The organism is Roseovarius sp. THAF9, from assembly GCF_009363715.1.
Classification (GTDB): Bacteria; Pseudomonadota; Alphaproteobacteria; order Rhodobacterales; family Rhodobacteraceae; genus Roseovarius.
This window is the reverse complement of sequence record NZ_CP045404.1, coordinates 3,704,197-3,728,409: the sequence shown is the minus strand read 5'-3', so window position 1 is coordinate 3,728,409 and position 24,213 is coordinate 3,704,197. Positions and strand designations below refer to the sequence as shown.

The 24,213-nt window shown below is 64.9% G+C and carries 24 protein-coding genes; 14 read left to right on the top strand and 10 right to left on the bottom strand.

Annotated elements, in window-relative coordinates; genetic code table 11:
* The first annotated feature begins 33 nt into the window (after nt 1-33).
* From FIU86_RS18290 to FIU86_RS18245, 10 genes are all read left to right on the top strand, one after another.
* Nucleotides 34-960, top strand: a complete 927-nt coding sequence (locus FIU86_RS18290) for a branched-chain amino acid ABC transporter permease (RefSeq protein ID WP_152476391.1) — start codon at nt 34-36, stop codon at nt 958-960.
* The gene (locus FIU86_RS18285) at nt 957-1,901 is read left to right on the top strand and encodes a branched-chain amino acid ABC transporter permease (RefSeq protein ID WP_152476390.1); all 945 of its coding nucleotides are present in this window, start codon (nt 957-959) and stop codon (nt 1,899-1,901) included. Before FIU86_RS18290 ends, FIU86_RS18285 begins: the two co-directional genes overlap by 4 nt.
* Nucleotides 1,898-2,605 (top strand): ABC transporter ATP-binding protein, encoded by a 708-nt coding sequence (locus FIU86_RS18280; protein ID WP_216647190.1) that lies wholly within the window; start codon nt 1,898-1,900, stop codon nt 2,603-2,605. The genes FIU86_RS18285 and FIU86_RS18280 overlap by 4 nt, the downstream gene beginning before the upstream one ends.
* A complete protein-coding gene (locus tag FIU86_RS18275) occupies nt 2,605-3,300 on the top strand; it encodes an ABC transporter ATP-binding protein (protein ID WP_152476388.1) in 696 nt (231 codons plus the stop codon). Before FIU86_RS18280 ends, FIU86_RS18275 begins: the two co-directional genes overlap by 1 nt.
* Nucleotides 3,301-3,433: 133 nt before the next feature.
* Nucleotides 3,434-4,285, top strand: coding sequence for a xanthine dehydrogenase family protein subunit M (locus FIU86_RS18270; protein ID WP_152476387.1), 852 nt, complete (start codon nt 3,434-3,436; stop codon nt 4,283-4,285).
* Complete coding sequence (locus FIU86_RS18265) at nt 4,282-6,972, top strand: molybdopterin-dependent oxidoreductase (RefSeq protein WP_216647188.1); 2,691 nt, start codon at nt 4,282-4,284, stop codon at nt 6,970-6,972. The genes FIU86_RS18270 and FIU86_RS18265 overlap by 4 nt, the downstream gene beginning before the upstream one ends.
* Nucleotides 6,965-8,404: a 6-hydroxynicotinate reductase gene (locus FIU86_RS18260; RefSeq protein WP_152476386.1), complete on the top strand. Its 1,440-nt coding sequence runs from the start codon at nt 6,965-6,967 to the stop codon at nt 8,402-8,404. Before FIU86_RS18265 ends, FIU86_RS18260 begins: the two co-directional genes overlap by 8 nt.
* On the top strand, nt 8,404-9,246 hold the full coding sequence (locus FIU86_RS18255) for a UPF0280 family protein (protein WP_216647187.1): 843 nt from the start codon (nt 8,404-8,406) through the stop codon (nt 9,244-9,246). Before FIU86_RS18260 ends, FIU86_RS18255 begins: the two co-directional genes overlap by 1 nt.
* Nucleotides 9,239-9,820 carry an amino acid synthesis family protein gene (locus FIU86_RS18250; RefSeq protein WP_152476384.1) on the top strand — a complete coding sequence of 194 codons (582 nt, stop codon included), beginning with the start codon at nt 9,239-9,241 and terminating at the stop codon, nt 9,818-9,820. Before FIU86_RS18255 ends, FIU86_RS18250 begins: the two co-directional genes overlap by 8 nt.
* A gap of 154 nt (nt 9,821-9,974) precedes the next feature.
* Nucleotides 9,975-11,759 (top strand): ABC transporter ATP-binding protein, encoded by a 1,785-nt coding sequence (locus FIU86_RS18245; protein WP_152476383.1) that lies wholly within the window; start codon nt 9,975-9,977, stop codon nt 11,757-11,759.
* A 151-nt stretch (nt 11,760-11,910) separates the two neighbouring features.
* Here FIU86_RS18245 and glp read toward each other — a convergent pair whose 3' ends face one another.
* From glp to fdhD, 5 genes are read right to left on the bottom strand one after another with little or no spacing between them, the layout of a single operon-like run.
* Complete coding sequence (gene glp / locus FIU86_RS18240) at nt 11,911-14,088, bottom strand: gephyrin-like molybdotransferase Glp (RefSeq protein ID WP_152476382.1); 2,178 nt, start codon at nt 14,086-14,088, stop codon at nt 11,911-11,913.
* Complete coding sequence (gene mobB / locus FIU86_RS18235; RefSeq protein ID WP_152476381.1) at nt 14,085-14,576, bottom strand: molybdopterin-guanine dinucleotide biosynthesis protein B; 492 nt, start codon at nt 14,574-14,576, stop codon at nt 14,085-14,087. The genes glp and mobB overlap by 4 nt, the downstream gene beginning before the upstream one ends.
* Nucleotides 14,573-15,217, bottom strand: a complete 645-nt coding sequence (gene mobA, locus FIU86_RS18230; RefSeq protein ID WP_152476380.1) for a molybdenum cofactor guanylyltransferase MobA — start codon at nt 15,215-15,217, stop codon at nt 14,573-14,575. Before mobA ends, mobB begins: the two co-directional genes overlap by 4 nt.
* On the bottom strand, nt 15,214-15,714 hold the full coding sequence (locus FIU86_RS18225) for a hypothetical protein (protein WP_152476379.1): 501 nt from the start codon (nt 15,712-15,714) through the stop codon (nt 15,214-15,216). Before FIU86_RS18225 ends, mobA begins: the two co-directional genes overlap by 4 nt.
* A 38-nt stretch (nt 15,715-15,752) precedes the next feature.
* Nucleotides 15,753-16,637, bottom strand: a complete 885-nt coding sequence (fdhD, locus tag FIU86_RS18220; RefSeq protein WP_254703882.1) for a formate dehydrogenase accessory sulfurtransferase FdhD — start codon at nt 16,635-16,637, stop codon at nt 15,753-15,755.
* 62 nt (nt 16,638-16,699) lie between these two features.
* Between fdhD and FIU86_RS18215 the strand changes: the two genes are divergently transcribed.
* Together FIU86_RS18215 and FIU86_RS18210 are read left to right on the top strand one after the other, a co-directional pair.
* Nucleotides 16,700-17,413, top strand: a complete 714-nt coding sequence (locus FIU86_RS18215) for an AzlC family ABC transporter permease (RefSeq protein ID WP_152476377.1) — start codon at nt 16,700-16,702, stop codon at nt 17,411-17,413.
* Complete coding sequence (locus FIU86_RS18210) at nt 17,413-17,736, top strand: AzlD domain-containing protein (RefSeq protein WP_172977551.1); 324 nt, start codon at nt 17,413-17,415, stop codon at nt 17,734-17,736. The genes FIU86_RS18215 and FIU86_RS18210 overlap by 1 nt, the downstream gene beginning before the upstream one ends.
* 96 nt (nt 17,737-17,832) lie before the next feature.
* On the opposite strand, the gene FIU86_RS18205 is transcribed toward FIU86_RS18210, so the two are convergent.
* The 4 genes from FIU86_RS18205 to FIU86_RS18190 form a co-directional block, all read right to left on the bottom strand.
* Entirely contained in the window at nt 17,833-17,970 is a 138-nt protein-coding gene (locus tag FIU86_RS18205; protein ID WP_152476375.1) for an aa3-type cytochrome c oxidase subunit IV, read from the bottom strand.
* An 83-nt stretch (nt 17,971-18,053) separates the two neighbouring features.
* Nucleotides 18,054-18,509 (bottom strand): hypothetical protein, encoded by a 456-nt coding sequence (locus tag FIU86_RS18200; RefSeq protein ID WP_152476374.1) that lies wholly within the window; start codon nt 18,507-18,509, stop codon nt 18,054-18,056.
* A 13-nt stretch (nt 18,510-18,522) separates the two neighbouring features.
* Nucleotides 18,523-19,557 carry an MBL fold metallo-hydrolase gene (locus FIU86_RS18195; RefSeq protein WP_152476373.1) on the bottom strand — a complete coding sequence of 345 codons (1,035 nt, stop codon included), beginning with the start codon at nt 19,555-19,557 and terminating at the stop codon, nt 18,523-18,525.
* Nucleotides 19,557-21,272, bottom strand: a complete 1,716-nt coding sequence (locus FIU86_RS18190; protein ID WP_152476372.1) for an acyl-CoA dehydrogenase — start codon at nt 21,270-21,272, stop codon at nt 19,557-19,559. The genes FIU86_RS18195 and FIU86_RS18190 overlap by 1 nt, the downstream gene beginning before the upstream one ends.
* A gap of 133 nt (nt 21,273-21,405) precedes the next feature.
* Between FIU86_RS18190 and FIU86_RS18185 the strand changes: the two genes are divergently transcribed.
* Nucleotides 21,406-22,362 (top strand): L-threonylcarbamoyladenylate synthase, encoded by a 957-nt coding sequence (locus tag FIU86_RS18185; protein ID WP_152476371.1) that lies wholly within the window; start codon nt 21,406-21,408, stop codon nt 22,360-22,362.
* Nucleotides 22,363-22,375: 13 nt separating this feature from the next.
* Here the strand turns inward: FIU86_RS18185 and FIU86_RS18180 are convergent, their stop codons facing one another.
* Entirely contained in the window at nt 22,376-22,903 is a 528-nt protein-coding gene (locus FIU86_RS18180; protein WP_254703881.1) for a hypothetical protein, read from the bottom strand.
* A 202-nt stretch (nt 22,904-23,105) separates the two neighbouring features.
* On the opposite strand from FIU86_RS18180, the gene FIU86_RS18175 reads away from it, so the two are divergent.
* Entirely contained in the window at nt 23,106-24,104 is a 999-nt protein-coding gene (locus FIU86_RS18175; RefSeq protein ID WP_254703880.1) for an asparaginase, read from the top strand.
* Nucleotides 24,105-24,213: the final 109 nt, after the last annotated feature.

Genomic DNA, 24,213 nt, shown 5'->3' with positions numbered 1-24,213 from the left:
TCGGCGGTTGGGTGAGGTGTGTGACCTGACCTGATGGAGTTCGGACCTCATCTTATCCTCGCCACGCTGGAAGGCGCGGTGACGGCGGCAGTGCTGGCGCTGACCGCCGTGGGGCTGAGCCTTGTCTTCGGCGTGATGCGGGTGGTGAACATCGCGCATGGCGAGTTCTACATGCTGGGCGCGGTCATCGCCTGGTACGTGGCGCAGATGGTGGGCGGGCATCCGGCGCTGGGGTTTGTTGCAGCACTTGTGATCGCGCCTCTGGTGGTGGGGGCGCTTGCCGCGGCGGCGGATGTGACCATACTCAAGCGTATTGAGTATGATCCCGAGCGGACGATCGTGGCGACGATTGGCTTGCTCTATATCATCCAGCAATTGACGTTGATGACCTATGGCCCCGAGGCGCGGCCCGTGGAGGCGCCGTTTAATACAAGAGTTGAGCTGCCATGGTTCGACTGGTTCGAGACGCTGTTCGGCATGGCGCAGCCCTGGGGGTGGAGCATCACGTCCTACAAGCTGTTCGTGATCTTTGCCGCGGGCGCGGTGCTTTGCGGCGTCTGGGCGATGATGGCGCGGACAAAGATTGGCCTGCTGATGCGGGCGACGCAGGCGGATCGGGACATGGCTCTGGCGTTCGGTATCCCGGTGGAGCGGGTCTATGCGCTGGTGTTCGGGATCGGCGCGGGGCTGGCGGCGCTGGGGGCGGTGCTGATCGTGCCGATCCAGCAGGCGCATTACCTGATGGGGGTCGAGCCGCTGCTGCTGGCCTTCATCGTGGTGATCATCGGGGGGCTGGGGAGCCTGCCGGGCACGGTGTTGGCGGCGCTGTTCATCGGGTTGAGCGACGGGATCATCTCGGTCTTCTTCTCGCCGACGCTGGCGAAGATTTTGGCGACGCTGCTGGTGGGGTTGGTGCTGGTGTTCAGACCCCAGGGCCTGTTCGGGACGCGGACGGCATGAGCATGGGAGGGCGCGTTCTGGGCCTGCATCTGGGGCTGCTGGTAATCCTGTTCGCGTTGCAATTCGTGCTGCCGGCGTACCATCACGGGAATATCGCGCGGATCATGGTGCTGGCGTCTTACGCTGTCGGATATAACATCCTCTTTGGCTATACGGGGCTTTTGAGCCTCGGGCATGCGCTGTTCTTTGCGGCTGGCATGTACGGGATGGGGCTGACCATCCAGCATGCCGGATTCACGCCTGCGCCTGCGTTGGTCGTGGGAATCGTGGCGGGCGCGCTGGTGGCCGGGGGGCTGGCGCTGTTGGCGCTGCGCACGGCGGGCGTGGCGTTCATGATCGTGACGCTGATGTTCGCGCAGGCGGGCTACCTGACGATCCTGTATTTCGGGGAGTACACGCGGGGCGACGAGGGGTTCGTCATTCAGCAGGCGCAGAGGGTGCTGTGGGGGATCGACCTGAGCGACCCGACAGCGCGGTATTTCGCGGCGTGGGGGCTGTTCTCGGTCTGCTTCCTCATGTCGCTGTGGCTGGTGCGGAGCCGGTTCGGGCGGACGCTGATTGCCATCCGCGAGAACGAGGAGCGGGTGCGGATGCTGGGGTATGACACCTATGCGCACAAGCTGGGGGCGATGGTCGTGTCGGGCACGATCTCGGCCGCGGCGGGGGCGTTCTATGGACTGCTGTTCGGTTATGCCGGGGCGACATTCGGCTCGGTGCAGTATTCGATCTTTCCGCTGTTGTGGGTTCTGTTGGGCGGGGCGGGCACGGTGCTGGGGCCGTTCGTGGGCACGCTCTTTATGTTCTACCTGATCGACCTCAGCTCCGGCGTGACCTCGGCCTATATGCTGATCGCGGGCGTGGCGCTGGTGGCGCTGACGTTGTTCGCGCCGCAGGGCCTGACCGGGGAAGTGCGGCGACGGCTGTGGAAAGGGTTGCCGTGATGCTGCTGAAGGTGCGGGGGCTGTCCAAGTCGTTCGACGGGTTGCAGGCGGTGACCGGCGTGGATTTCGATTTGCCGCAAGGCGAGGTGCGGGCCTTGATAGGCCCCAACGGGGCGGGCAAGACGACGCTGGTGGGGATGATCTGCGGGCGTATTCCGCCGACCTCTGGGACGGTGACGTTCGACGGTGAAGACATCACGCGGTTGCCGGCACACAAGCGCATCCTGAAGGGGATGGCCTATACATTCCAGATCACCTCGATCTTTCCGCGTCTGCCGGTGCAGGAGAACGTGGCGCTGGCCGCTAGGCGGCGGTTGCAGGGCCGCGCGGTGGGTGACGCTGCGGCGGAGGCGCTAGGCCGTGTCGGCCTGGAGGGGCAGGCGGACGAGGAGGCGGGGAACCTCAGCTATGGGCATCAACGCCTGCTGGAGATCGCGATGGGGTTGGTGCAGGCGCCGCGGCTGCTGATCTTGGACGAGCCGACGCAGGGTCTGTCGGAAGGCGAGATCGACGCGTTCAAGGCGTTGATCCGGGATTTGGCGGGCGAGACGACGATCCTGCTGATCGAGCACAACATGAAGGTGGTGATGGAGACCGCAGACATGGTGAGCGTGCTGAACTTCGGAGAGATGCTGGCCGAGGGGACGCCGCAGCAGATCCACGAGAATGCCGACGTGCAGGCGGCCTATCTGGGGACCGGATGATGCTGGAATTGCAGGGGGTCAACTCGGGCTATGGCGCGGCGCAAGTGCTGCGCGACCTGTCGCTGCGGGTCGAGGCGGGAGAGATCCTGTGCCTGCTGGGCCGAAACGGGGCGGGCAAGACCACCACGATGCAGACGATCATGGGTCTGCTGCCGCTGATGTCGGGGCGGATCACGCTGGACGGGCAGGATGTTGGCAGCCTGCCCGCGCACGAGGTGCCGCGCGCGGGGATTGGCTATATCCCGCAGGGGCGGCGGCTGTTTGCGGGCCTCAGCGTGGCGCAGAACCTCGAGATTGGGTTGCAGGTGCGCGGCGCGGGCAAGGACGTTCTGGAAGAGGTGCTGGATCTGTTCCCGCGTCTGCGCGAGCGGATGGACCAGCCGGCGCAGACCCTTTCGGGCGGAGAGCAGCAGATGCTGGCCACGGCGCGGGCGTTGTGTATCCAGCCCAAAGCGCTGCTGCTCGATGAGCCGACCGAGGGGCTACAACCCTCGATGATCGAGGCGATCCGGCAAGTGATCGTCAAGATGCGCGCGCAGGGCGTGGCGATATTGCTGGTCGAGCAGCGGGTGGATGCGGTTCTGTCGGTGGCAGACAGGGTGGCGTTTATCGAGAACGGACGCAACGGCGAGGTGCTGAGCGCGGAGGCGCTGCGGCAGGATCACTCGATCGTGGACCGCTACGTGGGAGTGTGAAACGCGGCGCAACATTCAATCGTTGCGCGCGTTTCGCCTTTTGCTGATGCCTCAAGTCAAAGGCAAAACGCTTTGAGTTGACAGGGTGAAACATGGCGTCGCACGATAAGCGCACCCCGACATGGAGAGCGGCGTGACCGGATACACACGGCCCGAAACCCTGGACGACGCGCTGGCGCTGCTGGCGGAGACAGGCGGGCGCGTGGCGGCAGGCTGTACCGACCTCTTTCCGGCGACGGACGCGCGGGCCTTGCAGGGTCCGGTGGTGGATATCACCGGGCTGGCCGGTTTGCGCGGGGTCGCCTTGACCGATGCCGGGTTGCGCATCGGGGCGGCGACGACATGGACAGATATCTTGAAAGCGGAGCTGCCACCGGCTTGCGACATGCTGAAACAGGCGGCGCGGGAGGTCGGCTCGATTCAGATACAGAACGCGGGAACGATCGCGGGCAATCTGTGCAACGCCTCGCCCGCGGCGGACGGGGTGCCGTGCCTGCTGGCGCTCGATGCAGAGGTGGAACTGGCCTCGGCGCATGGGGTGCGGAGATTGCCGCTGGAGGATTTCATTGTCGGGCCACGCCGCACGGCGCTTAACCCCGGCGAGATCGTGACAAGTGTTCACGTGCCGCGATCGGCGCTGGAGGGACGGTCGCGGTTTCTCAAACTCGGCGCGCGGCGCTATCTGGTGATTTCCATCGCCATGGTCGCTGTGCGTCTGGTGGTGGAAGACGGGCGCGTCGGCGACGCCGCGGTGGCCGTGGGTGCGTGTAGTGCCGTGGCCACGCGATTGCCACAGGTGGAGGCTGCGCTGACAGGACTTGCGGCAGACCATACGCTGGCGGATGCGATTTCCGAGGATGTGGTTTGCGCAGTCTTGTCGCCGCTGGACGACATCCGGGCGACGGCCGGCTATCGCGGGCACGCGGCGACGGAGCTTTTGCGCCGGGCGGTGACGGATGCGGTCGGTGCAGAGGGTGGGTCGTGAACCGTCCGTTGGACACCTGCACTCTGACGGTCAACGGGCAGCGCCACGTGCTGCCCGCCGATCCGGCACGACGCTTGTCGGAGGTCCTGCGCGACGGCCTTCGCCTGCGCGGCACGAAGGTGGGTTGTGACGCGGGCGATTGCGGGGCCTGCACCGTGTTGCTGGACGGCGCGCCGGTCTGTGCCTGCATGACGCCGCTGGGCCAGGCGGCAGGGCGCAAAGTTGAGACGATCGAGGGGCAGGCGCACACGCCTTTGCAGCAGGCCTTTCTGCGGCATGGGGCGGCGCAATGCGGGATCTGCACGCCCGGCATGGTGATGACGGCGGAGGCGTTACTGCGCGACACGCCGGAGCCAACGCGCTCCGAGGTCGAGGAGGCCTTGGGGGGCGTGCTGTGCCGGTGCACCGGGTACACCAAGATCATCGACGCGGTGCTGGATGCCGCCCCCGGCGACGTGGCGAGGATGCCCGACGCCGGAGAGGCCGTAGGCGCGGCCGTCGCAAGATTGGACGGTGCCGCGAAGGTGGATGGGACCGAGGCCTATGGCGCGGATCACGTGCCGGATCGTGCTTTGCTGGTGCGGGCGGTACGTGCGCCATACGCACCCGTATCCTTTCAGTTCGGAGAGATCGCGGACTGGGCCGCAGCGCGGGGCGTGCAGGTGTTCACCGCGCAGGATATCGCCGGGACCAACCGCTTTGGCGTGATTCCCGCCTTTCGCGACCAGCCGGCGCTGGCGGAGGACCGCGCACGTCTGGCGGGCGAAGCGGTGGCGCTGGTTGCCGGTGAACCTGCGGTGGTCGAGGCGCTGGACCTGTCGGACTTTCCGATCACGTGGCGCGAGGACCCGGCGGACCGGCCCGTGCATGACGCGCATCCCCAAAACCTGTTGATCGCCGGCAAGGTCCGGCGCGGCGCGGCGCGACAAGCGATGCAGGACGCCGCCTTTACCGTCAGTGGCGCGATGCAGACGGGATATGTCGAGCACGCCTATATCGAACCCGAGGCCGGTGTCGCATGGATGGAGGGTGAGACGCTGGTGATCCGGGCCTGCACGCAGGCGCCCGTCATGGATCGCGACGATACCGCGGCCGTGCTGGGCCTGCCGCCGGAGGCCGTGCGGAACATTCCGGCGGCCACGGGCGGGGGGTTCGGATCTAAGCTGGATGTGTCTTTGCAGCCGTTGGTCGGGCTGGTGGCGTTGAAAACCGGTCAACCAGCGCGGATGGTCTATAGCCGGGCCGAGAGCATGGCTGCGACCACCAAGCGGCACCCGTCCGACATGCGTTGCACCCTTGGCGCCGACGCCGACGGGCGGATCGTGGCGATGGAGTTCGATGGAGATTTCAATACGGGAGCGTATGCAAGCTGGGGGCCGACCGTGGCAGGGCGCGTGCCTGTCCACGCGTCGGGGCCGTACTTCATCCCGAACTACCACGCCGAGGCGCGGGCGAATTACACCTACGAGCCGATCTCCGGCGCGTTCAGGGGGTTCGGTGTGCCGCAGGCGGCGATCATGCAGGAGACGCTGTTCGATGATCTGGCGGGCAAGTTGGGCATCGACCGGCTGGCCTTTCGCAAGCTGAACGCGCTGCGCGACGGGCAGGAGACGGTGTTTGGTCAGACGCTTCATGGTGTGGGGATCGCGGCTTGCCTGGAGGTGCTGGAAGGACCTTGGACCGATGCGCTGGAACGGGCCGAGCGGGCCAATGCGGGGGGCGGGAGTGTCCGGCATGGGGTTGGCATCGCGTCCTGCTGGTATGGCTGCGGGAATACGGCGATTGCCAATCCGTCGACCATTCGGATCGGGCTGACGTCAGATGGGCATCTGTGCTTGCACCAGGGGGCGGTTGATATCGGGCAGGGATCGAACACGGTGATCCCGCAGATCGCGGCGGATGCGTTGGGGTTGCCGCTGGCGCAGATGCAGATCATCGGGGCGGATACCGCGCTGACGCCGGATTGCGGGAAAACGTCCGGGTCGCGCCAGACCTATGTGACCGGAAGCGCGGCATTGAGGGCCGGGCAGGCGCTGCGGGCGCTGATCCTGAAGCAGACGAACATGGGGCCGGACGCGGTTCTGCATCTTGAGGGCTCGATTTTGCGCGTGAGCGATGGCGCGCGGGAGCAAGCGATTGATCTGGCAGCGCTTTCCGAGCAAGCGCATGGGTATGTCCTGTGCGCCGAGGAAAGCTATGATCCGCCGACGCAACCCTTGGACGAGGACGGGCAGGGTGTTCCTTATGCCGTCTATGGCTATGGCGCGCAACTGGTGGAACTGTCGGTGGACATGGGCCTTGGCACGGTGAAGGTGCTCAAGATTACCGCGGCGCATGATCTGGGCCGGGTGATCAACCCGCAACTGGCCGAAGGGCAGGTCGAGGGCGGTATCGCGCAGGGGTTGGGACTGGCGTTGATGGAGGAATTCATTCCCGGGCGGACAGAGAACCTGCATGATTACCTGATCCCCACGACGGGCGATATGCCGGAAATCGAGACGATCTTTCTGGAGGTGCCGGACCCGGAAGGGCCGATGGGGGCGAAAGGGCTGGGGGAGCATGTGCTGATCCCGACCGCCCCCGCGATATTGAACGCGATCCGGGATGCCACCGGGGCGCTGGTGACGCGCCTGCCGGCGTTGCCGCACCGGGTGCTGGCGGCGATCCGCGAGGCCGGAAATGGCTGAGCGCGGGCGCGAGGAGAAGATCCGCTGCGATGCGTGTCCGGTGATGTGCTATATCGCGCCGGGCAAGATCGGGGCGTGTGATCGCTATGCCAACGAGGATGGCCGGATCGTGCGGTGCGATCCTCTGACCATACTTGACCGTAGGGTGGCGAAGGGCGATGCGGTGAAGCCATTCCTTGGACCCGAATGGGATGGCGAGATATTGGGCGGCGAGGAGGTGTTCGTCAGCGGCGTGGGGGCGGGCACGACCTATCCCGATTACAAGCCAGCGCCGTTCATCGTGAGCCGCGACGTCAAGGGCGCGGATTTCGTCACCGTGGTGACCGAGGCGATCTATTCCTATTGCGGTGTGAAAGTGAAGATCGACACCGACCGGCACCTCGGGCACGAGACCGCGACCGTGCGCAGCAATGGCGAGGCGGTGGGGCATGTGACCACGTCCGAATATGGCTCGCAGATGTTGTCTTTGGGCGGGGTGGATCATCTGACCGGGGGCGGCAAACCCGAGGGGCGTGCGACCTGCGATGCGTTGCTGCGGCTGTGCAACCGTGAGGCGGTGGAGTTGGAGATCGACGACGGCGCGACCGTGGTGGTACAGGCGGGGCAGGCGCCCGTGGTCAACGGCCAGCGCGAGGAACGGATGCGCGTGGGCTGCGGCTCGGCCACGATCGGGATGTTCGCAAGCCAGTGGCGCGGGCTGGTGGACGAGGTGGTGGTGGTGGACGACCATATCACCGGCGTCGTCAGCGAACATCAGGCTGGGAAAGTGCTGGGCTGGCCCGATACGGGGATACGGATCAAGGGACGCCGGTCGACGCCGGGGCGGTATTTCAAGGTGGCCGAGCCGGGGCAGGGCTGGGGCGGGACGGACCTGGACGATCCGTTGGCGATTTTGAACCCGTGGTTGGAGAAGAAGGGCGCGAGACCGGGGCTGACCCTGTTGATGGTCAGCACCACGGGCGAGCATCACGGGTACTATGTGTTGGATGACGATCTGCAGCCGCGAGAGGCGGCGTTGCCGGAGGCCTTGCGGCCATCCGCGGACCTGATCGCCGAAAATTGCGAGCCGGCGCTGTGCACGGTGATGTTCCAGGCGGGCGCGGGCGGGTCGCTGCGGTCGGGCGTGACGCAGAACCCGGTGCAGCTGACCCGGTCGGTGCAGGCGCTGAAGACGCGGGTGACCTGTGGAGGGGCGCCGGCGTTTGTTTGGCCCGGGGGTGGAATCACCCTGATGGTGGACGTGTTGGCGATGCCAGAGGGGTCGTTTGGGCATGTGCCGACCCCGGCCCTGGTGGCGCCGCTGGAGTTCACGCTCAGCCGCGAGGATTACCGAGCGCTGGGCGGGCATGACGCTTCTGTGCGGACGGTGAGCGATATCCTGGAACATGGCGGCGACTACGGCAGCGCAGTGCGTTTCGTGGAGGGCGAGTGATGTCGGTCGCGCAGGCGAGCTGGTTGCCGGACGGGCAAAGGCTGCACATGCATCACGGGCCAATCGACATGATCGTGGGCATCGAGGGCGCGGGACGCGATGCGGCGTTTAATAGAGCGGTGGCGCGGTTCGGAACGTTGATGGATGAATTGGTGGCGGAGTTGCCGCGCTTGCGCAGACCCGGTGGCGGGGCCGTCGAAGGAGAGACGGCACGGCGCATGGTCGAGGCAGTCCGACCCTTTGCGCCCGAGTTTGTCACGCCGATGGCGGCGGTGGCGGGTGCAGGAGCGGAGACGATCCTGGCCGCCATTCTGGACGGGCCGGACGTGTCCAAGGCATTTGTCAACAACGGCGGGGACGTGGCGTTTCACATCGCGCCGTGTGAGAAAATGACGGCGGCTATCGCAAGCCCGGTTCCGGGTACTGTCATGTTGCGGGCAGGCGATCCGGTGCGTGGCGTGGCAACCTCGGGCGCAGGCGGGCGCAGCCATTCTCTGGGCATCGCGGATGCGGTGACGGTGCTGGCGCAAAGTGCGGCAACGGCGGATGCCGCCGCGACGATGATCGCCAATGCCGTGGACCTGCCGGGGCATCCGGAGATTGTCCGCGTTCCGGCCTGTGAGGTGTCCCCCGACAGTGATCTTGGCGCGCGCGCGGTGACGCAAGAGGTCGGCACGCTGACCGCTTGCGAGATCGCGGCGGCGTTGGAGGCTGGGCGCTCCTATGCCGCGAGACTGGTCGCACGCAGTATCATTCAGGCCGCCTGCCTGAGCCTGCGGGGCGCTGTCGTGACCGTTGGCGAGACTGTCATGATCGAAGAAAAGGACTCTGAACATGCCTGAATTCACCCTGCGCAAGACTGCGCTGTTCGTCGAGGAGATCCACCATGACGGCGGGCCGGCGGCGAAGCTGCCCCGCCGCCGCGCCGCGATGTCGGCTTTGGTCAAAAACCCGTTTGCGGGCAGCTACGCCGAGGATCTGCAGTCGGCGATGGAGGATCTGAAGCCGCTGGGTCTGATGATGACAGACCGGCTGATCGAGGCGATGGGCGGTATCGGGGGCATCGACGGCTATGGCAAGGCCGCCATGGCGGGTGAGGCCGGGGAGCTGGAGCATACGGCGCTCTGGCACGTGCCCGGCGGTTACGCGATGCGCGCGCGGCTGGGCGAGGCCAAGGCGATCGTGCCTTCGTCGATGAAGCAGGGCGGGCCGGGTGCCCGGATCGACGTGCCGCTGGGCCATATCAATGCCGCCTATGTGCGCAGTCATTTCGACGGCATGGAAGTGGGCCTGCCCGACGGGCCACGGGCCGATGAGCTGTTGTTCGTGCTGGCCATGAGCCGCGGCGGGCGTATCCATGACCGGATGGGCGGGTTGACGGTGGACGAGGTGACCGGAGAGGACGGGTTGCGCTGAAGGTTTTGGGGGCTTTGCCCCCGTCCCGGGAAGGCCCGGGCCTCCCCCAGGATTTTTTTGGCCAGAGGAAAAGGGGGCGTCCACGCGGGGGGCTGACCTTTGGGATTGAACCCTCTATAGGCCTCAATCGAGAAGCGATCGGATTGCAGCCCAAATGAGCGATACCTCAGCAAGGAAACGTCAGCCGCTTTACAGCGCGGCGGACAAGCGGAACATGCGGTGGTTCTGGCAGAAGTATCTGCGGAAGCACTCGGGCAAGCTGTTGCTGGTGCTGGTCCTGATCCTTGTGCAAGGGCTGGTCTACCAGCAGTTCCTGGCGATGACCGAGGATGGCTTGCGGGTGATCTTCGAATCCGGCGCGATGCGCGACCTGATAGAGGTCTGCATTGTGGTTTTCGTGCTTTTTACGGTGCGCGGTTTGGTGTCTTTCGTGGCGCCGATGATCACGGTGAAAGTCTCGAACCAGGCGATCTATGAGATGCGGCGGGACCTGATCGGGCACCTGATGTCGCTGGACCTGGCCTATTTCGAGCGCACGAAATCGGGTGAAATCATCCAGAAACTGGTAACTCAAACGCAGCAGATCGGGGTCTTCGTGGGCTTGGGCGTCGCCGGGGCTCTGCGCGATGCGGTAACTGTCGTCGTGGTGTCGGGATATCTCATCTGGAAGAATCCGATCCTGTTCGTTTCGGCCATCGTGGTGCTGCCGTTCATCATCGTGGTGATGAATTTCGTCTCCGACCGGGTGAAACAGGCGCAGGGCGAGGCCGAGGAGGCGCTTGGCGGCTACATGAACGGGATCGAGGAGACGGTGAACGGAATGCGCACCGTGAAGATCGCCCGGCAGGAGGAGGTCGAGAAGGATCGGCTGATGGCCGGGACCGACGCGATCCGGCGGCTGATGAACCGAGTGCAGGTGACGCAGGCCTTGATATTGCCGTCGATCGACCTGAGCTCGGCCTTCGTTTACGTGCTGGTGATCGGCGGCGGAGGGTATATGGTCCTGTCGCCGGACTACGATGTGGACGGTGCGGGAATCATCACCTTCCTTCTGGGGATGGTGATGGTGTTCGACCCGGCACGCCTGCTGGCGCAGTTCTTTGGCGGGTTACAGTCGAACCTTGTGCTGCTGGACCGGGTTCGGAACCTCTATGACCAGCAGTCCAGCATCAGGGACGCGGATGGCGCCAAGACCGAGTTCGACACTGGCGGCGATATCGTTCTGAAGGATGTGGACTTTTCCTACTCGGCCGATCATCCGCTTTTCGCCGGGCTGAACATGGAGTTCGCAGGGGGCAAGGTTTCGGCCATCGTCGGCTCCACGGGGTCGGGCAAGACCACGATCCTGTCGCTGTTGTCGCGGCTTTACGATGTGAAGGGCGGGGACATCACCTTTGGCGGCACGCCCATCCGGGAGTTGCAGGTGGCGGCCCTACGCGGGGCGTTTTCCGTGGTGGCGCAGGATATCGTGATCTTCAACGCGTCGATCTGGGACAATATCCGTTACGTGAACCCCCAGGCGAGCGAGGCGGAGGTCTGGCAGGCCGCGGAAGATGCCGAGATCGCCGAGCTGATCCGCGCGCGAGGCGAGACGCCGGTGGGACCCAAGGGCGCGCAGTTGTCCGGCGGCCAGAAGCAGCGCATCGCCATTGCGCGTGCCTTCCTGCGGGATGCGCCGATATTGCTGCTGGACGAGGCGACCTCGGCGCTGGACCAGGCGACAGAAGAACGCATCAAGTCGGCGCTGGCGCGGCTGACCAAGGGAAAGACGACGATCGTGGTGGCGCACCGGCTGAGCTCGATTGCGGATGCGGACCGGATCTTCGTGCTGGAATCGGGGGAGTTGGTGGAGCAGGGGCGACACGAGGAGTTGCTGGCCGAGAACGGGCTTTATGCGCGGCTCTACCAGGCGCAGAAAAAGGGCTATGACGGCAGGTAATCGGTGCGGCTGCGCCGCGCAGGTTTGTCTCGGCGTCGGCCTTTTGGCCGCCGCCTCGGGTCAGTGTCTGCCGCGACGCCTTGATACCGCGCGTAGAGCGTGTGGCCGGTGCCTCCGGCGGGAGTATTTGGGGAACAGTGAAAGCGGGTGTTCAGAGAAAGCTGGCGAAGGGGATGTAGGAGACCGGGTCGCCGGGCGAGATCGTGACCGCGTGGTCGGGAAGTTCGACCAACCCTTCGGCCCAGCTGAGGCCGCTGATGCGCCCGGAGCCTTCGGATTTGAAGACCTCGGCCTGTCCGTCGGTAACCCTGGCGCGGAGGTATTCACGGCGGCCGGGCTTCTTGGATTTCGAGAAGGCCGCGGGCAGAGTGAAGCTCTGCGGGCGGTGCCAGCCCTGACCCGACAGAAGTCCCATAGCGGGGCGGGCGAAGACGAGCGTGCAGACAAGTGCGGCGACCGGATTTCCTGGGAGGCCGAAGACGGGTGTGCCCTTCCAGAGCCCGAGCGCGAGCGGACGGCCCGGTTTGACTGCGATGCGCCATTGGGACATGGCGCCGGTCTCGTTCAGCAGGGCCGAGACATGGTCTTCGTCGCCCGAGGAGGCACCGCCGGACGTCAGGATGACGTCGGCCTTTGCCGCGCCCCTGTCGAGCGTGGCGCGGAGGGTCTCGCGGTTGTCGGGGACGCGGCCGAGGTCTATGGGCGTGAAGCCGAAGCGTTCGGTCAGGCCGAGAAGCATTGGGCGGTTGGCGTCGAAAATCTGGCCGGGTGCCGCGGATGCGCCCGGTTCGACCAGTTCGTCACCGGTGGACAGGACCGCGACGCGCAGGGGGGCGTGGACGGTGAGGTCTGTGTTGCCGGTGGCGGACAGGAGCGCGAGGTCGGTGGGGGTGAGCTTGCGGCCCTTCGACAGGATCGTATCGCCGGCCGAGACGTCTTCGCCCGCCTTGCGGGTGTTGGCGCCGGGTTTGATGCCGGGGTGAAAGGCGATGGCGGTGTCGCTGGCGGTGACGTCCTCTTGCAGGATCACGGTGTCGACGCCCTGTGGCAGGGCGGCGCCGGTGAGGATGCGGATGGCATGGCCGTGAGGCACGGCCCCCTCGAAGGCCTTGCCCGCGGCGGCGCGGCCGGGCGTCAGCGGCAGGGTCTGGTCGCCTTCCGTCAGGCTGGCATGAGCAAAGCCGTAGCCGTCGACGGCGGTGTTGGCATGGGGGGGATTGGCCCGTTTAGCGGTGACATCGGCGGCAAGGGTGCGGCCAAGTGCGCGGTCGAGCGGCAGGGTTTGGGTCGCAACGACCGGGTGAAGCCTGTCCTGCAGCATGGCGAGGGCATCGTCCACCGGGGTCCAGTCCACGCCGGCAGGCAGCGCGAAGCAGTCGTCGCGCAGGGGTGGGGGCGCGAGAGGCTCATTGTTGCCTGCGACACGTTGGTTGGGCCTTGCCGGTATGACAACCGATATTTCCCCGCGTGCTAGTTCTGTCAAATCTTTCGTCGCGCCTGCGCCGAGGATCCATGCCTCTTCGCGCGCCTGATACGGAAGGTCTTTCAACAGGTGCTCAAGACGGGCCGGGTCGAGCCGGGAAAGCGCCAGTGCAAGCCGTGTGACTTGCAAAGCGTCGCGGATGACGCCGCCGGTGTCTTCTCGAATGGCGTCCTCGATCAGTCCGGGCCAGATTTCAGCAAGCACGACATTGGCGGCATCATGTTCTTCAAAAGGCCAGACTGCCACGCCGGGCAGGGTGCGCAGGCGATTCAACATTGGAAGGCCCATCAGCACCTGAGAGCCGACAGTTGGGTTGTAGAACAACTGAAAGCAACTGGAGGCGGTGCGCGCGACTTTATCGCATTCACGCTTCTCCGGGATTGTATCGTAGGAAATTCCAGCCTTCCGATAGGGCAGGTCAGGCCAACGATCCTCGTGGGATTTACCCCAGAAAGGGCCGAGCCCTGAGAACTTGCGGTTCATTTCTTCTGCGACTTCGAAGCGGTTGTTTGACCTTTCAGTGTCCTGTTTGTCCTCAATGCGTTCTGCGATCCAATCCCACACGGCAAACGGATCATCTTCGCCGGTCAGAGCCTTCGCAAATCCAAGCGGGTAGCCGAACGGGAAATCAAATGTGAGTAGCATTCGCCGACCAGCGGCAGCTTCTTCCTTTACCATACAAGCAAGATGTTCCTCGGCCTTGGCTCGGGTCCAAAAATAGAGTGGCTCGGCAAGCTGCCCTTGGCGCGAAATCCCCAGCCAGATTGCATCTTGCGAGGGGCGCTTGCGCGAAGGACCGGATCTGGCCGACCAATCAACAACGGCGAAAGTGTCAAACGCACTCACAGGTCCACCTCTTTTAGAATGAAATCTGCGATGGCCTTTGTGTGGTCGAGGTCGAAGACGGGGCGATCGAGGCCGAGCGGCGTGTCGCTGGCCACGGCGTGGATCGTCGGATCGTCCGGTGCAATCAGCGGGTTGCCGGTGACCGAGCGGTGCGCCTCGACCTTGGGATGGGCGTCGCGCTTGTAGCCTTCGACCAGCACGAGATCGACCGGCGAGAGCTTGGACAAAAGCGTGTCGAGTGAGGGTTCATCCTCGTCGCGCAACTCGTGCATCAGGGCGAAACGCGCGCGGGAGGCCAGCAGCACCTCGGTCGCGCCGGCGACGCGGTGGCGGTGGCTGTCCTTGCCGGGATGATCGACGTCAAAGCGGTGATGGGCGTGCTTTACGGTGGAGACGGAGAAACCGCGGCCAGTGATCTCGGTCACGAGGCGTTCCATCAGGCCGGTCTTGCCGGCGTTCTTCCACCCTACGACACCGTATATTTTCATCTGTGGTCTTTCATGAGCTCTTGCGCGTGCGCCAGGTCCTCGGGCGTGTTCACGTTGAAGAACGGATCGCCGGGGATGTCAAACAGCGCCTCGCGGCCGCCATGCTTTTCGGTCCAGAGGACGACCTTCCGCAGCCCGTCCTGCAGGGCCGCGCGCAGGTCGTCGCGCAGAGCTGTGGGCCAGAGGCCGAAGGTGGGATGGCGGATCAGGCCGGAGCGGGACATGGACTTGGTTTTCTCGTCCGCGCTGCGCGGGGTGGCGGCGAGGACGAGGGGGTGGGCCATGTCCGCCGCGGTTTCGGTCAGGTGAGATACGAGATTTTCGGGAAAAAACGGTGTGTCTGCGGCGACGGTAACGATTGTGTCCGCGCCTTGCGTCGCGGCCCAGTCGAGACCGGCCAGCACGCCCACCAGCGGCCCGGGGAAATCGGGCAGGGGGTCGGGCAAAACAGGCAGGCCGAGATGCGCGAAGCGGTCGGGATCGCCGTTCGCGTTCAGGGTCATGCCTGCAGCCTGCGGCCCGAGGCGCGAAATGACCTGATCCAGTATCGTGCCGTCGCCCAAGGGCAAAAGGCCCTTGTCTCCGCCGCCCATGCGCGTGGCGAGGCCGCCCGCGAGGATCACGCCCAAGGGTTTGGTCATTGCGATGCTTTCCAAAGGAACAACTTGTGCCGAAACGCGTCCGGCGACATGTCTTTCGGCAGCGCGCTGTCGGGCACGGGCATGGTTCCGATACCCATCCGCAACCCGGTGCCTTCATGCAGTTCAACGATATGATCCACCGCTGCCCATCGCGCCTCGAACCGCTCGTGCCTGTTACGATATGTGACGCCGTCCTTATCGAAGGTTGCCACGGATTCTCCGCGAAGGTCTTCGTGCGATGCGGCGAACCTTCTGAGCCTTGCGTTCAACCGCGCGTTGTAGATCAAGGCTATGACTACGGCGGCGGCCAGGCCGACAAAAACGCCGAGGATCGCTCCGCTTGTTGCGTCGATTAACTGAAGGTTGAAGATGTAAAGAAAAACAAGGAACAGCGCGGTCCACAGTGCAACCAAACCAAGGCGTTTGGCCTTTCCAGAATCGCCCTTACGCTTTGCCTTCGGATTGAGCGAGGTGGAATAGGCGGCGGCCAGGATCAACTCGGGCGAAACCCGGTATTTCAGTTCAATGGACTGTTTCAAGTCTCGTGACCTTTACGGCGGTGTTTCTTGTCTTCGTCCGGAATCGAGGAGGGATCGGCGTCGCGTACTAGCCGCTCTTCGCCCGCAAGGCAGACGAACCGCCGCCCGCGCATCCGGCCGATGAGGGTAAGGCCGACCTCGCGGGCGATCTCGACCCCCCAGGCGGTGAAGCCGGAGCGTGAGGCGAGGGCGGGGATACCCATGAGGGCGGTCTTGATGACCATTTCCGAGGTCAGGCGCCCGGTGGTGTAGAGCAGCTTGTCATCGGGTGACACGCCTTCGGAGAGCATCCAGCCGGCGATCTTGTCGACGGCGTTGTGGCGGCCGACATCCTCCATGTAAACAAGCGGGCGATCGCCCTGGCAGAGGACGGTGCCGTGGATCGCGCCGGCCTCGAGGTACAGGGACGGCGTGCGGTTGATCGTCGCCGACAGCGCGTAGAGGTCCGATGTCTTCACCCGCAGGTCTGGCAGGGTCGTATCCTCCAGCCCCTCCATCATGTCGCCGAAGACGGTGCCCACGGCACAGCCCGAGGTGCGGGTCTTTTTCTTGAGCTTTTCTTCGTAGGTCGTTTCGCCATCGGTGCGCACGACCACGGTTTCGAGATCCTCGTCATAGTCGACGCCCTTGATCGTCTCGTGATCCTTGAGCATCCCCTGGTTTCTCAGGAAGCCGAGGGCGAGGTAGTCGGGATAGTCGCCGATGGTCATGGCGGTGACGATTTCCTGACCGTTGAGGAAAATCGTCAGGGGTCGTTCCTCGACCACAGCGATGTTGGTCGGGTTGCCGTCATGGTCCACGCCTTCCACAGACCGTGTCAGGCGGGGCGCCTTGGGGTCGGGCGCGATGATATACGCGTTCAGATTGTCGGTCTTCGCCAATTGCGATCCCTCTAATTGCAGGATAGGCATCCCTTGGGTAAGTGGTAACGTAAGATGTTCGGATGACAACGGAAACCGACAAGTCGATTTTCTTCAAAGGGGTACGCGATGCGGCCCCCTTTATTTTGGTCGTGTCACCCTTTGCCACGCTCTTTGGCGTTGTCGCGACCGAGGCCGGGCTGAACGTACTGGAGGCGCTGACCTTTTCCTTTGCGGTGATTGCGGGGGCGGCGCAGTTCACGGCGCTGGCGCTGATGGTGGACAACGCGCCGGTGATCCTGGTGCTGGCCTCGGCGCTGGCGGTGAACCTGCGGATGGCGATGTATTCCGCTGCGCTGACGCCCTATCTGGGGGCCGCGCCGCTGTGGCACCGGGCGCTGGCCGCCTATTTCATCGTCGACCAGAGCTATGCGTTGGCGCAGATGCGATTCGAGGAGAACCGGGACTGGGCGTTGCGCCAGAAGCTGGTCTATTTCTGGGGGACGGTCGTGCCGGTCTGTCCGTTCTGGTATCTGTTCACGGTCATTGGCGCGGTGCTGGGCAGTTCGATCCCGGAGTGGATGGCGCTGGATTTTGCGGTGCCGATCACCTTTATCGCGATCATCATGCCGATGTTGCGCACGCGCGCGCACCTGGCGGCGGCGCTGGTCTCGGTCGTGGGGGCGCTGATCTTCGCCTTTTTGCCCTATAACCTTGGCCTCTTCGTGGCGGGAATTGCCGCGATGATGACGGGCGCCGAGATCGAGCGGCGGACGCAGCCCGAAGGGGGCGCGTGATGGACACCGCAACCGTCTGGACCGTGATCGTCCTTCTTGGGCTGGGCAGTTACCTGCTGCGGTTCTTTTTCATCGGCATCGTCGGGGACAGGCCGCTGCCGCCGTGGCTGATCAGGCATCTGCGCTATACCGCGGTTGCGATCCTGCCCGGGCTGGTGGCGCCGTTGGTCCTGTGGCCCGCGGCCACGAACGGAGAGCCGGACCCGGCGCGGCTGGTGGCGGCGGCGGTCACTGTCGTCGTGGGGGGATGGACCCGCAACATCATCGCGGCGATTCTATCGGGCGGTGCCGCGCTTTACCTGATGTTGTACCTGGTGGGGTGACGCGGCGCGCTTTTGCGGAGCAGGAGTCACAACACAAAACGCCCCCTCAATTTCCCAAGGGGGCGTCGCATTACCGGCGCTGCGCCTATGCGTGACTTAGATGTTGATCATCGCCAGCAGGATAAGAAAGATGATGGAGCCGGCCGCGACGTAGGCCGACCACTTGATGAAGCCCTCGAAGGTCTTTTCCTGGACCTTGATGTCCATTTCGCCGTGCTTGTGTTCGTTGGCCATGATCCCGATCCTCGTGTGCGGTTGTCACTGTTCGCGACCTATAACGGATTTCAAAGCGGCTGTCACGGCCCGGATCGTCGCAGTCAGGCAGACGTTTCCAGGTCCTGCGCCAAGCGGAAGCCGATGCGCGTCGGTTGGGACGTTTCGGGCGGTTTGGGCAGGGCGCGCAGCATCACGCCAAGCTGGCTGACATGCTGGATAAGCTGGGTCTTGGCGCCCGACGGGTCGGAGCCGTAGAAGGTGACGATGTCGGGATCGAAATAGCCCATGCCCTCGATGCGCAGTGTCCCGGGGCCGCCGCCGGCAAAGCCCATGGCGACCTCATGCTCGTTGTCCAGCGTCTTCTCGAAGTTCTGGATGTAGAGAATCAGCCGTTCGTAGGCCCATTGTGCGGGGCTCTTGGCGATTCCGGCGTTCTCATTGACCAGGTTGTCGGGAATCTCGGTACAGGGTGTGTTCGGATCGACATGCACCTCGTGGCATCGGGCGAGTACGGCGCTCTCTGCATATTCTGCCGTCGTTTCGATTACTTCGTCCATATTGGCGTACCCCTTAAACTTTCCAGAGCCACGCGCCTTCCGCGTTCAGCTGACGCGTGATGCGGCCAGCCTGATATAGATGGTTGAGGTGTGCAACCGCCTCGACCAGTGCAAGGCCGTAGGTGCCGCTGTCGATCTTGCGCTTGAAGAGCGGGGGGAAGCATTCGGCTGCGGTGCGGGGGGTGGCAAGGTGTTTTTCCAGCCGGTTCAGAGCGCCGTGATGGTTGTCGGCCAATTGCCGCATGCGGGTGGGCAGGCCGGTGAAAGGCAGCTTGTGACCCGACAGAACCAGTTGATCGGGTCTGGCAAGCGCAGAGAGGCGGTCGCAGCTTTCCAGCCATTCGCCCAAAGGGTCGGCGTCGGGCTCGGTCGGGTAGACGCCGATATTGGGGCTGATCGACGAGATGATCTGGTCGCCCGCGATCACCAGCGCGTCGTCGCGGGACCAGAGCGTAAGATGTTCGGGCGCGTGGCCGTGGCCCACATGGATGTCCCAATCGCGCCCCCCGGCGGTGAGCATGCCGCCCTGTTGCAGGCGGGTATAGCCAACCGGGAGGGGCGCGCAGCTGTCCGCGAAGTTGAAGGGGCGGTCGTTCTTGCGGGCCTCGAAGATCTCGGGGTCCATGCCCGCGCGACGCCAGAATTCGAGCGCCTGGGGCGTGGGGCGCTCCTCGACGTCGAGGATCAGCATCCGGGCCATCAAGTAGGCGGTGCGGGTCATCAGGAGGTCCGCACCGAAGCGGTCCATCAGCCAGCCCGCCATGCCGATATGATCGGGGTGGTGGTGGGTGAGGATCACGCGGGAGACCGGTTTGCCTTGCAGCGGCCCGGTCAGCGCGTCCTCCCAAAGCGCGATGGAGCGTTTGGTGCGCACGCCGGTATCGACAATGGTCCAGCTGTCGCCCTCGTCCAGCGCGTAGATGTTGACGTGATCAAGTGCCATCGGCAGGGGCAGGCGGATCCAGAGGATGCCGGGCGCGACCTCGACAGCTTTACCGTGGTCAGGGGCTTCGTCCCAAGGGGTGGTGATCTTGCTTCCGTCGGCCATCAGGCTGCGAAGTCTTCTGGTGCAAGCGCGTAGAGGTCGTCGGCCCCGGCGGTGGCGTGAGCGATATGCGCCTGCGCCTCGGGCAGGATGCGGGTGATGTAGAACCGCGCCAGCCGTTTGCGGCTACCGTCGGTGTCGTGCATCGCGGCCAGCAGGTGCGCGTGGCCGCCGAGGACGCGCGCGAAGGCCCGCAGGAACGGCACGGCCCCGGCGAAGCGGTTGTTCATGTCGTTCTGGGCGACCATCCACTCGGTCGCCTCGCGCAGGGATTCGGTGGCTTGCCAGACAGGTTCTGCCAGATCGGGGTGCTTGGCGCGGGCGGCTTCGGCGGTGCTTTCGATCTCGTCGAGGATGGCATAGGCGGCCTCGCCCCCGTCCATCAGCTTGCGTCCCACCAGGTCCATCGCCTGGATGCCGTTGGTGCCTTCGTAGATGGCCGTCACGCGGACGTCGCGCAGGTATTGCGCGGCGCCGGTTTCCTCGATGAAGCCCATGCCGCCATGCAGCTGGATGCCCATGTTGGCGACCGCGATGCCGGTATAGGTGCCAAACGCCTTTGCGATGGGTGTCAGGAAGGCGGCCCGCGCGGCCCAGTCGGGCGCGGCGGTGGCGGTTTCCATGTCGATGGCGGCGGCACAGGTGAGCGCGATGGCGCGGGCGGCGAAGGTCTCGGCCTTCATCGTGGCCAGCATCCGCCGGACATTGGCGTGGTCGATGATGGTGCCGGTGCCGTTCTGGATCGTGCTGCGGCCCTGCTTGCGGTCCTGCGCATAGGCCAGCGCGTGCTGATAGGCGCCGTCGGCCACGCCGACGCCTTGGGTGCCCACACCCAGCCGGGCGTTGTTCATCATTGTGAACATGGCGCGCATCCCGTCATGTTCCTCGCCCACCAACCAGCCGGTGGCGCCGTCATACTGCATCACCGCGGTGGGGCTGCCGTGCAGGCCCATCTTGTGTTCGAGGCTGACGACCTTGAGATCGTTTGCCTGTCCCGGTTCGCCGTTCTCGTCCGGGATATACTTGGGTACGAGGAAAAGGCTGATTCCCTTGGTGCCGGGCTTGGCGTCGGGCAGGCGGGCCAGCACAAGGTGGCAGACATTGGGGGTGAAATCATTGTCGCCCCAGCTGATATAGATCTTCTGGCCGGTGATGGCGTAGGTGCCGTCGTCGTTGGGCACGGCCTTTGTGGAAAGCGCGCCAACGTCGCTGCCGGCCTGCGCCTCGGTCAGATTCATGGTGCCGGTCCACTCGCCGCTGACCAGCTTGGGCAGGTAGGTCTGCTTGAGCGCGTCGCTGGCATGGTGCTCCAGCGCCTCGATCTGGCCTTGGGTCATCAGCGGGCTGAGTTGCAGGGACAGGCAGGCGGCGGACATCATGTCGTTCACGGCGGTGGTTACGGTCATGGGCAGGCCCATGCCGCCATGGTCTGGATCGGCGGCGATGGCGACCCAGCCGCCCTCGGCAATCGCCTTGTAGCCCTCGGCAAAGCCGGGGCTGGTGCGCACGACACCGTTTTCCAGTTTCGCGGGATGCAGGTCGCCGGGGCGTTGCAGGGGGGCCAGCACCTCTTCGCACAGCTTGCCGGCCTCGGAGAGGATCGCGGCGGTCACGTCCGGCGTCGCCTCGGCAAAGCGGTCGGTGGCGGTGACGCGGTCAAGACCGACCACGTGATCGAACAGGAATTGGAAATCCTCGACAGGGGCGCGGTAGGGCATCGGTATCTCCCGAATGGCGATGGGCGGCGCGGCTTGGAATCCGGCACGCGCATCTGTAACTGTGTCGTGGGTCTTGGGGCAACTCTATTGCAACGGCCTGTTACGGCAACCGAAACGCGGCGTCAGACCGAGCATGACACTTGAGACACGACACCTTGCCGCAGATGCGGACGGCTATGCGCAGGCGGCACAGGTCTGGCGCGACGGCGGGCTTGTCGCCTTTCCGACCGAGACAGTTTACGGGCTAGGGGCTGATGCGCGGAACGATCATGCGGTTGCGCGGATCTTCGAGGCCAAGGGGCGGCCCCGGTTCAACCCGCTGATCGTGCATGTGCCGGACATCGCGACGGCGCAGAAGCTGGTGGAGTGGTCCGACGCGGCGGAAATCGTCGCCTCGGCCTTCTGGCCCGGGGCGATCACGCTGGTATTGCCGATCCGGGGCGATGCGGGCCTGTCGCCGCTGGTGACAGCGGAGCTGCCGACGCTGGCGGTGCGGGTGCCGGCGCATCCGGTGGCGCAAAGCCTGTTGCGGACATTCGGCGGGCCGGTGGCGGCGCCGTCGGCCAACCCGTCGGGCCGGATCAGCCCGACCGAGGCGGCGCATGTGGCGGCGGGCCTGTCAGGCCGGATCGAGGCGATCGTCGCAGGCGGGGCCTGTGATGTAGGGCTGGAATCGACGATTCTGGGGCTGGAGGGCGCGCCAACCCTGTTGCGACCCGGCGGCATACCGGCAGAAGCGATCGAGGCCGCGCTGGGCACATCGCTGCAGCGGCATATCGAGGGCGGTACGCTGACCGCGCCGGGGCAGATGACCTCGCATTACGCGCCGGGGGCGGCGGTGCGACTGAACGCGACGCAGGCGGCAGAGGGCGAGGTGATGCTGGGCTTCGGGCCGGTGGAGAGCGACCTGAACCTGTCGCCCACCGGCGATCTTGTGGAAGCGGCGGCAAACCTCTTTGGCTATCTGCACAGGCTGGACGCCGCGAATGCGGTCGGTATAGCCGTGGCCCCGATCCCCGACACGGGGCTTGGCCGCGCCATAAACGACCGGTTGCGCCGCGCGGCAGCTCCGCGCGACGTCATTGGCTAGCGAATAGTAGGGGTCACTGGCAGCGCTTTTCGGCTTCTTCGAGAGCGGCGGTGTAGCCCAAGAGCGAGAACGTGTCCTTGGTGACCGTCCCGCGCGAGGACCGCGCCGTCAGAACGGCATCCACACCGCGCTTCATCGCCGCGATGATCTTGGCATCATCGGACGCGCTGGCGGGCCAGGCCCATTCGCCTTCGGTGAACATTTCGAACTCGGTTCCGCCGATATTCACGTTCACAGTCGAGCCGCCCGCGAAGGGGTAGCCGCCGGTAAAGGTGATCTGGCCATTCACGCCGGCACCGGGCCGGAAGAACGTCATCATCAGGATGTCGCCACGGCGAACGGCGACAACGCGCCCATCCTTGGTGTTGACCGTCTCAGTGGGTGAACTGACGGCCCAGCACTCTTTCGGGTCGGAATCCTCGAACACGCTCCACGCGGTTTTCGCGGCGACCTGATTGGTGCTTTCTTCTTGTGCGCTTGCGCCCGACGCGGCCATGGCCATAAGGGCCCCGGCGATGCCGAATGCTTTCAGTGATCCCATTTGTCCAGCCTCCAAGCTGTCCTAAACCTCAATTGTCCTTGGCTGCCCCATCCCCTGACGGAATTTTCTGCACGTGCAGCCATTTCTTTCTCGACATTGCAATACTAGCCTGAAACACGCGAGACATGAAAGGTGCAATTGGCGAATTTTCGCCGCAGGAATGATGCGCCGAGAAGACCTGCCTGACGACCGGAGGCCCCAAGTGACCAATGCCGTTCCCCTGACCGAAATCTGGCGCGGAGACATTGTGGAAAGCCTGCATCTGGGCCATGCCGTGATCTGTAACGGACAGGGCGAGGTGATCGAGGCGTGGGGGGACCCGGATGCGGTGATCTATCCGCGCAGCTCGGCCAAGATGATCCAGGCGATGCCGCTGGTGGACAGTGGCGCGGCGGATGCCTTTGGCCTGACCCAGCAGCAGCTGGCGCTGGCCTGTGCGTCGCACCAGGGCGCGGCGGTGCATACGGATGCGGTGACCGAGTGGATTCACGGTCTGGGCTACACGGATGACGATTTCCGCTGTGGCCCGCAGATGCCGCAGGACCGCGAAGCGTTCAACCACCTGATCAAGACCGACGGTTCGCCCTGCCAGGTGCATAACAACTGTTCCGGCAAGCATGCAGGGTTCATGACCTTGTCGAAGCACCTGAACGGCGGGCCGGACTATGTCGATCCCGACCACCCGGTGCAGCGCGCCTGTTTCGAGGCGTTCGAGGAACTGACCGGAGAGCGCAGCCCGGGTTTTGCCCCCGATGGCTGTAACGCGCCCAATTCGATCACCACGATGCGGGGGATCGGCCGGGCGATGGGCTGGTTCGCCAATGCCACGACGGGCGGCGGTGCGCGGCAGGATGCTGCGGTGCGGCTGCGAGAGGCGATGATTGCCAACCCCCTGTTAGTGGCGGGCGAGAAACGCGCCTGTACCGAGCTGATGAAGGCCTGCCATGAGCCTGTGGCGCTGAAGACCGGGGCCGAGGGCTTTTTCGTGGCCATCGCGCCGACGAAAAAACTGGGGATCGCGTTGAAGGCCGCCGATGGCAGCACGCGGGCGGCCAATTGCACCATCGCGGCCCTGCTGGTGCGGATCGGGGTGCTGGAGGCCGAGCATCCGGCGACCCTGAAATTCATGAACGCGCCGATCCTGAACCGTCGCAAGGTGCGGACGGGAATCGTAAAGCCGGTGGATGGGCTGCTGGCCTGAGTCTGCAAGGTGTCGCGGCGCGTTTGACGACATTCTGCCGATTGCCGTATCTGCCATGCGCTGCTTTCCGCGCCGTGGCGTTTCCCTGCCGATTGCCGGCAGTACGGTG